The sequence below is a fragment of the Methylobacterium sp. SyP6R genome, assembly GCF_019216885.1.
Lineage (GTDB): Bacteria > Pseudomonadota > Alphaproteobacteria > Rhizobiales > Beijerinckiaceae > Methylobacterium.
Map to the genome: position 1 here is coordinate 3264851 of NZ_JAAQRC020000001.1, position 12657 is coordinate 3277507.

The following is a 12657-nucleotide window of genomic DNA, read 5'->3' on the forward strand; positions in this document are numbered from 1 at the left end:
CCGCCGGGATGCGCCTCGAATATTTCGACATGATCGACCGGGTCGTGAGCCTCGACCGCGCCGAGGGGCGCATCGCGGCTTTGGCCACGGTGCCGGACGCGAGCCCGGTCTTCGAGGGGCATTTCCCCGGCCACCCCCTGGTGCCCGGCGTGCTCCTCACCGAGACGATGGCGCAGGCCTCCGGCTACCTGCTGCTCGCCCGTGCGTCGTTCAGCCACATGCCGTTCCTGATGGGCGTCGACAAGGCGCGCTTCCGCTCCTTCGTCGGCCCCGGGGCCGTGCTGGAGGTCGAGGCGAGCCTGGAGCATGACGGCTCGGGCTACGCCGTGACCAAGGCGGCGATCCGCTCCGACGGCAAGCCGATCTGCAACGCCGAATTGCGGTTCCGGACCATGCCGTTCCCGGATGGTCTCGGCGCGCTCATGCGCGAGCGCACCGCCCGCATCGGCCTCCCCGACGGAGCGGATTCGTGACCAGGCCTGTTGTCGTCACGGGCCTCGGGCTCGTCTCCTGCGCGGGCGAGGGCGTCGAGGCGCATGTCTCGGCCTACCGGGCCGGCGAGGCGCCGCGCACCGAGACCGAGACCTTCGCGCCGTATCCGGTCCATCCGGTCGTGCCTCTGACCCTCGACGGGCAGATCCCCAAGAAATCCGACCAGCGGCAGATGGAGCCGTGGCAGCGGCTCGGCGTCTACGCGGCCGGCCTCGCTCTCGAGGCGGCCGGCGCCAAGGCGGATACGGTGCTCAAAAGCGCCATGCATCTCGTCGTGGCAGCGGGCGGCGGCGAGCGCGACTACGCGGTCGACGGCCAGATCCTCACCGGGCTGCGGGAGGCCGCCGATCCCGGCCGCTACCTCAACGAGCGCCTGCTGAACGACCTGCGGCCGACGCTCTTCCTCGCCCAGCTCTCCAACCTGCTCGCCGGCAACATCGCCATCGTGCACGGCGTCACCGGCGCCTCGCGCACCTTCATGGGCGAGGAATCGAGCGGCGTGGATGCCTTGCGCATCGCGCAAAGCCGCATCGCCGCCGGCCAGCTCGACATCGTTCTCGTCGGCGGCTCGTACAATGCCGAGCGGGCCGACGTGCTGCTGATCCACGAGATGGGCGGCTACCTCCGCAAACCCGATTACCGCCCGGTCTTCGAGCGCGGCGACGCGCCGGGCTTCATTCTCGGCTCCGGCGCGGCCTTCCTGGTTCTGGAGGCCGAGGACCACGCCAGGGTCCGCGGCGCCCGGGCGCTGGCCCGGCTCGACGCGGTGGCGAGCGACCGCACCAAGCGCCTTGACGGCAGCGTGGCGGCGAGCCTGAAGGGTCTTTGGGGCCAAGCGGGCATCACCCAGCCGGACGCCGTGATCTCGGCCGCCACCGGCTGCGCCGGCATCACCGGCGAAGAGCGCGATGCGCTGAAGGCCCTGGCGCCGCAGGCACCGGTCCGGGCGCTCGGCGACCTGACCGGCCACACGCTGGAGGCCGCCGCGCCCTTCGGCGCCGCCATTGCCGCCGCTCTGGTGGCGGCGGGCGAGGCGCGCGAGGTCGCCGTCACGACGGTCGGCCATCGCCGGGGCGAGGGTGTGCTGCGCCTCACCACCGCAGGGGAAACCGCATGAGCCGCGACCGCGACGCGATGGGCCGCCCCCTGGTGGCGGTCACCGGCCTCGGCATGGTGACCTCGCTGGGCCAGGGCGCCACCGACAACTGGGCGGCGCTGACCTCCGGGCGCTCCGGCATCCACGCCATCACCCGCTTTCCGACCGAGGGCCTGCGCACCCGCATCGCCGGCACGGTGGACTTCATCGCCGCCGACCCGATGGTGGCGCCGCTCCTCTCGCAGCGTTTCGCCGAGGCCGCGGCCGACGAGGCAGTGGCGCAGGCAGGCCTCTCCGGCGATTTCCCGGGCGCGCTGTTCATGGCGGTGCCGCCGGTCGAGATCGAGTGGCCGCAGCGCCAGGCCCTCGCCGAGGCCGCGGCGACCAACGGCGACGTGACCTACGCGGACCTGTTGCGGGCCGCCGCGAGCCGGCGCTTCGACGACTGGCACGACCTGTTCATCTTCGGCACCGTCGCCGACCGGATCGCCGATCGCTTCGGCACCCGGGGCTCGCCGATCTCGCTCTCGACCGCCTGCTCGTCGGGCGCGACCGCGATCCAGCTCGGCGTCGAGGCGATCCGCCGCGGCGAGGTCGAGGCGGCGCTCTGCATCGGCACCGACGGCTCGGTGAACCCGGAATCGCTGATCCGGTTCTCGCTGCTCTCCGCCCTCTCGACCCAGAACGACCCGCCCGAGGCCGCCTCCAAGCCCTTCGCCAAGAATCGCGACGGCTTCGTGATGGGCGAGGGCGCCGCCGCCCTGGTGCTGGAGAGCGCAGGCCACGCCCGGGCCCGCGGCGCCACAATCCTCGGCTACGTCCTCGGCTGCGGCGAGAAGGGCGATGGCTTCCACCGCACCCGCTCGAGCCCCGACGGCGCCCCGGTCGTCGCGGCGATCCGCGCGGCGCTCGACGATGCCGGCCTGCATCCCGACCGGATCGACACGGTGAACGCCCACGGCACCGGCACGCCGGAGAACGACAAGATGGAGGCGATGGGCTGCCTCGCGGTGTTCGGCGAGCGGATGCGCTCGGTGCCGATCTCCTCCAACAAGTCGATGATCGGCCACACGCTCACCGCCGCCGGCGCCGTCGAGGCCGCGTTCTCGCTCCTTACCATCGCCCATGGCAGGGTGCCGCCGACCCTGAACTACACGATCCCCGATCCGGCGATCCCCCTCGACGTGGTGACGACCGCCCGGGACGTGCCGGTGACGACGGTGCTCTCGAACTCCTTCGGCTTCGGCGGACAGAACACCTGCCTGGTGTTCGGGGCGGAGCCGGCAGGAGCCCCCATTCGATGAGCGCTGCGATCCATAACCGCCGCGTACTCGTCACCGGTGGCGGGCGGGGCTTAGGGGCCGCGATCGTGCGGGCGCTGATGGCGTCCGGCCACGACGTCGACTTCACCTATCGCGGCTCGCAAGCTGCGGCCGAGGCTTTGGCCCTCGAACTCACCGCCCTCCACCCCGAGCAGCGGGTGCGGCCCCACGGCCTCGACCTCGCGGACAAGGCGGCGCTCGACGATTTCTGCGCCGTAATGGAGGGCGAGGGGATCTTCGGCCTCGTCCACAATGCCGGCCAACCCTGCGACAGCCTCGCCGCCGTGCTCGACCAGGACCGGGCGGAAGCTGCGATGCAGGTCAATTTCTGGTCGCTGACCCGCCTCGCCAAGGCGCTGGTACGGCCGATGACCCGGGCCAAGACCGGGCGCATCGTGGCGATCGGCTCGGTGGCGGCGCTCCGGGCCAATCCGGGGAATGCCGCCTACGCCGCGACCAAGGGCGCGCTGATCGCCTATTGCCGCACGCTCGCGATCGAATCCGCGCGCCGCGGCGTCACCGTCAACGTGGTCGCGCCGGGCTTCATCGATACCGACATGATGGCGCCCTACGCCGCCCACCGGTCCGGGATGGAGAAGCAGATCCCCGCCGGGCGCTTCGCCGCACCGGCGGAGGTGGCCGATCTCGTCGCATTCCTGCTGAGCCCCGGGGCGGGCTACATCACCGGCGCGGTGCTGCCGGTGGATGGCGGGCTGACCGCGATGATGGGCATCCATCGCACCTGACGAACCGGATCCATGCGGCACCCTCTCGTGCGCGCCGCCGCGGCGGCGCTCCTCCTCCTCGCACCGGCCTCCGTCCAGGCGCAGGACTTCGGCCGGCTGGAGGTCTTCCGGGTCGAGGGGCTGCCCCCGGGGGACACGCTCAGCATCCGCGAGGCACCGGACGCCGACTCGCCGGCCCTGGGCCAGGCCCCGCCCCGCGGGCGCCTGCGCGGCTTCGGCTGCACCAACGACACCCCGAGCGGCCTGACCTGGTGCCGGGTGAAGCTCGGCCCCATCGTGGGCTGGGCGCGGCGGCGGTATCTGACGCCGGAGTGACGTCGGTTGTCGTTCCCGGCCCGCCGGTTTACCTCCGGCTGACACGAAGGCGCGGGATACCCTCTCCCGTGTGTTCTTCCGTTTACATGTAGCGCGCCTCTCCTCCCCCCGGCGATCCCGGGCTTGCCCGGTATCGCTGCAAGTTGTGGGGAGGAGCCGGAGGTGGGGGTAGTGCCGCGTAGAGCAGCGCGAGGCCTCTCCGGCACCACCCCCACCCCTAGCCCCTCCCCACAGGGGGGAGGGGAAGGCGCTCGTCTGACGAAGGACCCCCATGAAAGCCCTCCAGCTCTTCGGCGACCGCGACCTGCGCCTGACCGAGGTCCCCGACCCGGATGCCCCCGGCCCCGGCGAGGTGCAGATCCGGGTCCGCGCCGTCGGCCTGAACTTCATCGACGTGTGGGGCTTTCGCGGCATGGCCTTCGCCAAGCGCAAACTGCCGCTCACCGTGGGGGCCGAGGCGGCCGGCGAGGTCGCGGCCCTCGGCGAGGGCGTCGAGGGTCTCGAGGTCGGCGACAAGGTCGCGCCCTACGGTGCGCTGACCTGCGGCAAATGCCGCGCCTGCCGCGAGGGCCGCGACAACCTCTGCGAGGATGTCGGCGGCGTGCTCGGCTTCCACGTCGATGGCTTCGCCCGCGACTACGTCAACCTGCCGGCGCGCCTCGTCGTGCGGGTGCCCGACAACGTCAGCTTCACCGACGCCGCCTGCGCGCCGATCGCCTTCGGCACCGTGCAGCACATGCTGTTCGACAACGCGAAGCTCGAGCCCGGCGAGACCATCCTGGTCCATGCCGGCGGATCGGGCATCGGCACCACCGCGATCAAGATGGCGAAGGCGATCGGCTGCACGGTGTTCACCACCGTCGGCGACGATGCCAAGGGCGAGAAGGCCAGGGCCCTCGGCGCCGACCACGTCATCAACTACCGGACCGAGCGCTTCGAGGGCGAGGTGCGCAAGGCCACCAAGCGCAAGGGCGTCGACGTGGTCTTCGAGCATGTCGGGCCGGAGACCTGGAACGGCTCGCTCCTCTGCCTCAAGCGCGGCGGGCGGCTCGTCACCTGCGGGTCGACCTCGGGCGTCTCCACCACCATGAACCTGATGCAGCTGTTCCAGCAGCAATACCGCATCACCGGCTCGTTCGGCTGCCGCATCGCCAATATCCGCGACGCCCTCGACAAGATGGCGGGCGGGATGAATCCGGTGATCGACACCGTGCTGCCGCTCGGCGATTTCGCGCAAGGCCTGGAGCGGCTCGAATCGCGCAAGGTGTTCGGCAAGATCCTGGTGACGCTCTAAAGGCCACGGTTGCACAGGAAGTGCGCGGGGACCGCCCGCGCGCCCTTGCGCAAACGCATCCGGCGCGAGAAGACGCGACGGGCAGGGCGTGACAATCCTGCGCGATACCGCCGCCTTGCCTGTTCTCTCGCCCGGATTGCTTCGTGAGATCGTCGTGCTGCGCCTGAAGCTGAGGCTCTACCGCGCCCTGTCCCGCCTCGCCGGCCTGCCGATGGTCTTCGTGGTCCGCGCGCTGTTCGCGCTCGCCCGCCTGCTCGGCCCGGCCCGCGCCGCGGCGGCGGGTGCGGCGATCGCCCGGGCGATCGGTCCCCGGCTGCCCTCGCACCGCACGGCTCTCAAGAACCTGCGCCAGTCCTTCCCCGAGAAGAGCGAGGCGGAGATCGCCGCCATCGCGCTCGGCTCCTGGGACAATCTCGGCCGGACCGGCGCCGAATACGCGCATCTCGCCGAGATCTTCGACTACGACCCCGCAGCGACGAAGGCCGGGCGGATCGAGGTCGAGGGCATCGAGCACTTCTTCGGTTTACGCGACGACGGCAAGCCGGGGCTGATCTTCTCGGCCCATCTCGGCAACTGGGAATTGCCGGCGATCTGCGCCGCCCGGTTCGGCCTGGAGGCGAGCGCGGTGTTCCGCCCGCCGAACAGCCCGGCGGCGGCGCAGCTGGTGCAGGAGGTCCGCCGCGCCACCATGGGCGGCCTGACCGCCGCCGGGCCCGGCGCCGCCTTCAAGATGCAGGGCGTGGTCGAGCGCGGCGGCCATCTCGGCATGCTGGTCGACCAGCACTTCACCCGCGGGGTCGTGGTCGATTTCCTCGGGCACCCGGCCCTGGTGAACCCGCTCCTGGCCAAGCTCGCCCGGCACTACGACTGCCCGGTCCACGGGGTGCGGGTGATCCGGCTGCCCGGCGACCGGTTTCGCCTGGAGCTGACCCCGGCGCTGACCCTGCCGCGGGACGCGAGCGGCGCCGTCGACGTGCAGGGGGCGATGCAGGCGATGACCGACGTGATCGCCGGATGGGTGCGCGAGCATCCGGAGCAGTGGCTGTGGATGCACCGGCGCTGGCGCCCGGCGATGCTGCCGAAGGTGCGGGTCCCGGCGCCGGCGGTCCAAGCCTCGAACGCCCAAGCCTCGAACGTCCAAGCCTCGAACGTCCAAGCCTCAAGCTAACGTGACTTCTCTCCGCGGTCCGGCCGGGTGTTGATGAGGCATGACGCGCGTAGCCCTCCTCCGCCTGCTCGCCGGCTTCGGTCCGGCCTGGCTCGGCCTCCCCGGGCCGGCCTGCGCCGGTGAGGCGAACCCGCCGCGGGCGGTGGTCGAGCTGTTCACGAGCCAGGGCTGCTCCGCCTGTCCGCCGGCCGACCGGCTGGTGACCGAGCTGGCGCGCGATCCCGGCGTGATCGCCCTGACGCTGCCGGTCACCTACTGGGATTATCTCGGCTGGAAGGACACGCTCGCCAGCACCTCGTTCACCGCGCGCCAGCGCGCCTATGCGAGCATGCGCGGCGACCGGCAGGTCTTCACCCCGCAGGCGGTGGTGAACGGCGCCGCGACGGTGGTCGGCTCCGACCGGGCGGCCCTGGAACGCAGTATCCGCGACCCCGGCACCGCCGCGAGCCTGCCGGTCGCGATCCACAGCGAGGCGGATCCGCACCGCATCGTCATCGATGTCGGTCCGGCGCCGGAGGCCGGCCGCACGGCGGAAGTGTGGCTGCTGCCCGTCACCCGCGCCCGCGAGGTCGCGATCGGGCGGGGTGAGAATCGCGGCCGCACCGTCACCTACCGCAACGTGGTGCGGGGCATGCACCATGTCGGTTCCTGGCACGGCGCCCCGGCTCGGTACGAGGTACCCCGCACCGCCCTCACCGAGGCCGACGCCGATTCCTACGTCGTGGTGCTCCAGGCGGAGAATAACGGGCCGGGGCGCATCCTCGGGGCCGCCAGGGGGCCGGGCTTGTGAGTGCCTGTTTGACTCGCCTGGCGAATTCGGTTCCATCCACGACCTCAACCTGAGGCGTCGGCGGTCGCAGATCGACTGATGTCGAAGGGGGCTCCAGGGATCTCGCCGATATCGGGAACCCTCCTTCGAGGCTCCCTGCGGTCGCACCTCAGGATGACGTCGTGAATTGGATGCGTGACGCCCACAGACGGCGCCGCCAGGAGGAGACGCGCGTGACCGGCCCGACCGACATTCCCGCCTATACGCTCCCGGACCGCAACCGCCGGGTGCTGCTCGCCCGCCGCCCCACGGGCATCCCGCAACCCGACGATTTCGGCCTCGACGCCGTCCCGGTGCCGGAGCCGGGCCCGGGCGAGATCCTGGTGCGCAACCTCTACCTCTCGGTCGATCCGGCCCAGCGCGGCTGGGCCAGCGCCGAGGCCAACTATTCCCAGCCCGTGCCCCTCGGCGGGCCGATGCGGGCGCTGGCGGTGGGCGTCGTGGTCCGCTCGAACAGTCCGGAGGTGGCCGAGGGCGCGTTCCTGTACGGCTGGTTCGGCTGGCAGGATTACGCCGCGGTCCCGGTCTCGGCGATCTTCCGGCGCTGCCGGGAGGCGGTGCCGCTCTCGGCCCATGCCGGGCTTCTCGGCCTCAACGGGCTCACCGCCCATCTCGGGCTGACCGAGCTCGGCCGGCCGCGGCCGGGGGAGACGGTGCTGGTCTCGACCGCCGCGGGCGCCGTCGGCAGCCTCGTCGGCCAGATCGCCCGCAACCTCGGCTGCCGCCCCCTCGGTCTCACCGGGGACGATGCCAAGGTCGCCCGCTGCCGCGAGGCCTACGGCTACGAAGCCGCCTGGAACTACCGTACGGAGGAGTGGAGCGCGGCTCTCGCCCGGGAGGCGCCGGAGGGGGTGAACGTCTATTTCGACAATGTCGGCGGGCCGATCCTCGATACGGCCTTGCGGCGGATGGCCGTCGGTGGCCGGATCGTCCAGTGCGGCACCGCCTCGGTGGCGAGCTGGACCGAGACGCCGACCGGCCCCCGTGTCGAGCGCGAGATCCTGACCCGGCGCCTCGTCTGGAGCGGCTTCGTGGTGCTCGACCACAAGGCGCGGTTCGAGGCGGCGATCGCGGATCTCGCCGGCTGGTACGCGGAGGGGCGCATCGCCCTCGACGAGGACATCTCCGAGGGCATCGAAGCCGCCCCCGGCGCGATCGCCTCGCTCTACCGCGGCGAGAACCGGGGCAAGCGCCTGATCTACGTCGGATAGCGGGTCAGTCGACCCACTCGCCCCGGCGCATCAGCGGCTCGGACCGGCCGTCCGGCGTGATACCATCCACGTCGACCTCGTCCGAGCCGATCATCCAGTCGATGTGGATCAGGCTGCGGTTGGCACCGCGCTCGGCGAGGTCCTGCTCGCTGAGGCCCGCGCCGCCGTTGAGGAAGCACTTGCTGTAGGCCTGGCCCAAGGCGATGTGGCTCGCGGCGTTCTCGTCGTAGAGGGTGTTGCAGAACAGGAGCCCCGAGGCCGAGATCGGCGAGGAGGCCGGCACCAGGGCGACCTCGCCGAGGCGGCGCGCGCCCTCGTCGGTGTCGATCACCTTGGCCAGCACGTCGGCCCCGGTGCGGGCCCGCGACTCGACGATGCGGCCCTCCTCGAAGCGCACCGCGATCCCGTCGATCAGGGTGCCCTGGTAGGAGAGGGGCTTCGTCGCGCTGACATGGCCCTGCACCCGCATCTTGTGGGGCGTGGTGAAGACTTCCTCGGTCGGGATGTTGGCGTTGCAGACGATGCCGTTCTTCGCCGTGGTGGCGCCGCCGCACCATTCGTGGTCGTCGGCGAGGCCGACGGTCAGATCGGTGCCGGGCCCGCGGAAATGCAGGGCGGCGTAGCGGCGGGCGTTGAGGGAGGCCGTGCGGTCGCTGAGTGCCCGATTGTGCGCCTCCCAGGCGCCGACCGGATCCGGCCCGTCGACCCGCGAGGCGGCAAAGATCGCGTCCCACAGCCGGGCGACCGCTTGATCCTCCGGCAGATCCGGGAACACCGTGCGGGCCCAGGCCGGATTCGCCGCCGAGACGATGGTCCAGTTGGTGGCGAAGTTGGCGATCTGCTCGAGCGCCGGCATGTAGGCCTTGGACCGGGCGCGGTTGGCGCGCGCCACCTTGTCCGGGTCCTGGCCGGCAAGGAGCGACGGGTCGTCGCCCGAGATGGCGAGCCGCGCGGCACCGCTGCGATAGGCCTGCGCCATGCCCTCGTAGAGCCAGCCGGCCGCCTTGTCGAAGGCGTCGTCGTGGCCGTTCTCGAAGCGCGCCAGCGTCGCCTGGTCGTCGGAGAGCAGGGTCGTCACCACCGAGGCACCGGCCTTGTAGGCCTGGACGGTGATGCGGCGGGCCAGCGGCAGCGCCTCCAGGGGCGCCGTCATCACCAGTTCCTGCCCGGGCTGGAGCCCGAGCCCGACCCTCACGGCGACCTCGGCGAGCCGGTCGAGGCGGGCGTCGAAGTCAGGGGTGTTCGTCATGGATGCGGTTACCTCTGGTTCGCACGTGGTCGGCGCGGTGAGGCCAAGCGCCATTCGATGTCGGGCGATTCGACGCGCCTTCCGGCATTGTCGATCCTATCCGCGACCTCATCCGGTCGGAGTGTGGGATCTCACCCCACCCGCGTCCAGGCGATGCCGCCCAGATCCTCCCGGAAGGCGAAGCGGGCGAGGTGCTCGGCCACCACGCCCTGCATCCGGGTCAACGCCTCCAGGTCCGGCGCCTCGACCCGCAGGGTCAGGCCCTCCGGGTCGGCCTCCGCCGTGAAGCGGCGGTCCTCCCCGAACGGCACCACGCCGCGCTCCGGCGTGAAGGTCGTGTCGGGGAACTTGTGGCTCCAGTGCTTGCACAGCTGAGTCAGGTAGCGGCTGCCGTTCGCCGTCTCGACGCGGGCTTGCGCCGCCAGGATCACGGGCTCGCTCATGCGGCCGTCTCCGCGTCCCGCAAGGCCGACCAGATCGCCTGCGGCGTCGCCGGCATGTTGATGTGGCGGATGCCGCGGGGGCGCAGGGCATCGACGAGGGCGTTCATCACGGAGGGCAGCGAGCCGGCGCAGCCCGCCTCGCCGCAGCCCTTCACCCCGAGCGGGTTGGTGGTGGCGGGCACCGCGTGGCTCTCGAAGCTCATCGGCGGCGCGTCGGAGGCCCGTGGCAGGCAGTAATCCATGAACGAGCCGGTCACGAGCTGGCCCTGCTCGTCATAGGCCGTGCGCTCCATCAGCGCCTGGCCGATGCCCTGGACCACGCCGCCATGGAGCTGGCCCTCGACCAGCATCGGATTCACCAGCGTGCCGAAATCGTTGACCGTGGTGTAGCGCACCACCGTGGCCACACCGGTCTCGGGGTCCACCTCGACCTCGGCGACGTGGCAGCCGTTGGGGAAGGCCGAGGGCGATTCCTTGTGGGTATGGGCGACGTCGAGGCTTTTCGGCGCCGATGGGTCGGGCAGGCCGGCCCGCACCTTGGCGGCCAGCTCCAGGAGGCCGATGCCCCGATCGGTGCCCGCGATGGTGAAGCGGCCGTCGCGGAACTCGATGTCGGCAGGCCCGGCCTCCAGTACCGAGGCCGCCGCCTCGCGGCCCTTGGTGATGACGAGGTCGCCGGCCTCGACGAGCGCCGTGCCGCTCGCCATCAGCGATTTCGAGCCGCCGGTGCCGCCACCCGCAATGAGCTGGTCGCTGTCGCCCTGGAGCAGGCGGACGCGGTCGAGGGGAATGCCGAGGCGGTCGTGCAGCACCTGGGCGAACGGCGTCAGGTGGCCCTGGCCGTAATCGAGGGTGCCGGTGACGATCGTCACCGTGCCGTCGGCCTCGAAGCGGATGCCGCCCATCTCGTTGGTCGGCGGCGCGGTGATCTCGAGATAGTCGCCGATGCCGATGCCGCGAAGCTTGCCCCTGGCCTCGCTCTCGGCACGTCTCGCGGCGAACCCGTCCCAGTCGGCGGCATTCAGCGCCCGGTCGAGCACGGCCGGGAAGTCGCCGCTGTCGTAGGTGAGGCCGGACGGCGCCTTGTAGGGCATGTCGGCCGGGCGGATGTGGTTGCGGCGGCGCAAGTCCACCCGGTCGAGGTTCATCTCCGCGGCGGCGGTGTCGATCAGGCGCTCGATGAAGTAGTTGCCCTCGGGCCGGCCGGCACCCCGGTAGGCGCCGATCGGCGTGGTGTTGGTGAACAGGCACTCCACCGCCACGTCGTAGACGGGGGTGCGGTATACGCCGACCATGTTGCGGGCGATGTTGACCGTCTGGAACAAGGGCGAGAGCGGGTTGAGATAGGCGCCCATATTGGCGCGGCCCTTGACCCGGAAGGCCAGGAAGTTGCCCTCCGCATCGAGCGCGAGTTCCGCCGTCACCGCGACGTCGCGGCCGTGATGGTCGGAGAGGAAACTCTCGGAGCGCAGGTCGGTCCACTTCACGGGCCGGCCGAGGCGCTTGGCGGCCACCAGCAGCGGCAGGTATTCGGGATAGACCGGCGCCTTCATGCCGAAGGAGCCGCCGACATTGCCGGTGAGCACCCGCACCTTGTCGCGGGGCAGCCTCAACACGCCCTCGGCGAGGGAGTTGCGCAGGCCGAACACGCCCTGCGAGCCGACATGCAGGGTGAAGCGGCCCTCTGCCCGATCGTGGACGCCGATGGCCGAGCGCGGCTCCATCGGGTTGATGACGAGGCGGTTGTTGAGGAGATCGAGGGAGGCGACATGCGCCGCCCGCGCGAAGGCGGCCTCGGTTGCCGTCTGGTCGCCGGTGCGGAAATCCAGCGCCAGGTTGCCGGAGGCGTCGTCGTGGAGGAGGGGGGCGCCCTCGGCGGCGGCTTCGTCGGGCGTGGTCACGACGCCCAAATCCTCGATGTCGAGCACCACGGCCTCCGCCGCGTCGCGGGCCTCGGCCAGGGTCTCGGCCACCACCAGGGCGACAGGCTCGCCGACATAGCGCACCTTGCCGATGCTGAGCGAGGGATGGTCCGGCTTGCGCATCGGCGTGCCGTCCTGATTCTTGAACGGCAGGCCGTTGCCGATCGTCCCGTAGCCGTCGAGGTCGGCGGCGGTGATCACCGCGAGCACGCCCGGCATCGCGAGCGCCGCCTCGGCATCGAGGCCGCGCAAGGACCCGTGGGCGACCGGGCTCCTCACGAACACGCCGTAGGCCTGGCCGTCCAGGGCGAGATCGTCGGTATAGCGGCCCTCGCCCCGCACCAGGACGGGATCCTCGGCCCGCGGCACCGGCTGGCCGATGCCGAATTTCTGCGGAGTGGCGAAGTCGCGGGCGTCGGGACGGGCGTTCATGCCGGGGATTCTCCGGGATTCTCGTCGGCTTGAGCTACCAACTCGGTAGCGTCATGCAAGACGCTAAGCAGGCAGCCCACCCCGGCGCGCAGGGCACGGCTCGCGTGACGGCATGGGTTCGAGCTGGTAGACCAAAGG

General features: G+C 71.5%; 12 protein-coding genes. 9 read left to right on the forward strand and 3 right to left on the reverse strand.

Annotated features, from left to right (window positions below; translation table 11 throughout):
- Positions 1–8 precede the first annotated feature (8 nt).
- The 9 genes from HBB12_RS15145 to HBB12_RS15185 all read left to right on the forward strand — a co-directional run bounded on the left by HBB12_RS15145 (position 9) and on the right by HBB12_RS15185 (position 8473).
- Positions 9–473, forward strand: coding sequence for a 3-hydroxyacyl-ACP dehydratase FabZ family protein (locus HBB12_RS15145; RefSeq protein WP_203156094.1), 465 nt, complete (start codon positions 9–11; stop codon positions 471–473).
- Positions 470–1609 (forward strand): beta-ketoacyl-ACP synthase, encoded by a 1140-nt coding sequence (locus HBB12_RS15150; RefSeq protein ID WP_236990111.1) that lies wholly within the window; start codon positions 470–472, stop codon positions 1607–1609. Before HBB12_RS15145 ends, HBB12_RS15150 begins: the two co-directional genes overlap by 4 nt.
- Positions 1606–2892 carry a beta-ketoacyl-ACP synthase gene (locus HBB12_RS15155; protein WP_236990112.1) on the forward strand — a complete coding sequence of 429 codons (1287 nt, stop codon included), beginning with the start codon at positions 1606–1608 and terminating at the stop codon, positions 2890–2892. Before HBB12_RS15150 ends, HBB12_RS15155 begins: the two co-directional genes overlap by 4 nt.
- Positions 2889–3656, forward strand: coding sequence for an SDR family oxidoreductase (locus HBB12_RS15160; protein WP_236990113.1), 768 nt, complete (start codon positions 2889–2891; stop codon positions 3654–3656). The genes HBB12_RS15155 and HBB12_RS15160 overlap by 4 nt, the downstream gene beginning before the upstream one ends.
- A gap of 12 nt (positions 3657–3668) precedes the next feature.
- A complete protein-coding gene (locus HBB12_RS15165; RefSeq protein WP_236990114.1) occupies positions 3669–3971 on the forward strand; it encodes an SH3 domain-containing protein in 303 nt (100 codons plus the stop codon).
- A gap of 271 nt (positions 3972–4242) precedes the next feature.
- Positions 4243–5265 (forward strand): zinc-binding dehydrogenase, encoded by a 1023-nt coding sequence (locus tag HBB12_RS15170; RefSeq protein WP_236990115.1) that lies wholly within the window; start codon positions 4243–4245, stop codon positions 5263–5265.
- A gap of 154 nt (positions 5266–5419) precedes the next feature.
- Positions 5420–6433, forward strand: coding sequence for a lipid A biosynthesis lauroyl acyltransferase (locus HBB12_RS15175; protein WP_236992786.1), 1014 nt, complete (start codon positions 5420–5422; stop codon positions 6431–6433).
- Positions 6434–6473: 40 nt separating this feature from the next.
- On the forward strand, positions 6474–7223 hold the full coding sequence (locus HBB12_RS15180; RefSeq protein WP_236990116.1) for a DUF1223 domain-containing protein: 750 nt from the start codon (positions 6474–6476) through the stop codon (positions 7221–7223).
- A 212-nt stretch (positions 7224–7435) separates the two neighbouring features.
- Positions 7436–8473, forward strand: coding sequence for an NADP-dependent oxidoreductase (locus tag HBB12_RS15185; protein WP_236990117.1), 1038 nt, complete (start codon positions 7436–7438; stop codon positions 8471–8473).
- A 4-nt stretch (positions 8474–8477) separates the two neighbouring features.
- Here the strand turns inward: HBB12_RS15185 and HBB12_RS15190 are convergent, their stop codons facing one another.
- From HBB12_RS15190 to HBB12_RS15200, 3 genes are all read right to left on the reverse strand, one after another.
- A complete protein-coding gene (locus HBB12_RS15190; RefSeq protein WP_236990118.1) occupies positions 8478–9722 on the reverse strand; it encodes an aminopeptidase in 1245 nt (414 codons plus the stop codon).
- Between the two features lie 131 nt (positions 9723–9853).
- Complete coding sequence (locus tag HBB12_RS15195) at positions 9854–10165, reverse strand: DUF2218 domain-containing protein (RefSeq protein ID WP_442919269.1); 312 nt, start codon at positions 10163–10165, stop codon at positions 9854–9856.
- The gene (locus tag HBB12_RS15200; protein WP_236990119.1) at positions 10162–12519 is read right to left on the reverse strand and encodes a xanthine dehydrogenase family protein molybdopterin-binding subunit; all 2358 of its coding nucleotides are present in this window, start codon (positions 12517–12519) and stop codon (positions 10162–10164) included. Before HBB12_RS15200 ends, HBB12_RS15195 begins: the two co-directional genes overlap by 4 nt.
- Between the last annotated feature and the right edge of the window lie 138 nt (positions 12520–12657).

Coding starts and splice junctions, on each gene's coding strand:
- HBB12_RS15165 (WP_236990114.1), top strand. CDS start 3,669: ATGCGGCACCCTCTCGTGCGCGCCGCCGCGGCGGCGCTCCTCCTCCTC.
- HBB12_RS15155 (WP_236990112.1), top strand. CDS start 1,606: ATGAGCCGCGACCGCGACGCGATGGGCCGCCCCCTGGTGGCGGTCACC.
- HBB12_RS15190 (WP_236990118.1), bottom strand. CDS start 9,722: ATGACGAACACCCCTGACTTCGACGCCCGCCTCGACCGGCTCGCCGAG.
- HBB12_RS15180 (WP_236990116.1), top strand. CDS start 6,474: ATGACGCGCGTAGCCCTCCTCCGCCTGCTCGCCGGCTTCGGTCCGGCC.
- HBB12_RS15145 (WP_203156094.1), top strand. CDS start 9: ATGCGCCTCGAATATTTCGACATGATCGACCGGGTCGTGAGCCTCGAC.
- HBB12_RS15160 (WP_236990113.1), top strand. CDS start 2,889: ATGAGCGCTGCGATCCATAACCGCCGCGTACTCGTCACCGGTGGCGGG.
- HBB12_RS15200 (WP_236990119.1), bottom strand. CDS start 12,519: ATGAACGCCCGTCCCGACGCCCGCGACTTCGCCACTCCGCAGAAATTC.
- HBB12_RS15195 (WP_442919269.1), bottom strand. CDS start 10,165: ATGAGCGAGCCCGTGATCCTGGCGGCGCAAGCCCGCGTCGAGACGGCG.
- HBB12_RS15170 (WP_236990115.1), top strand. CDS start 4,243: ATGAAAGCCCTCCAGCTCTTCGGCGACCGCGACCTGCGCCTGACCGAG.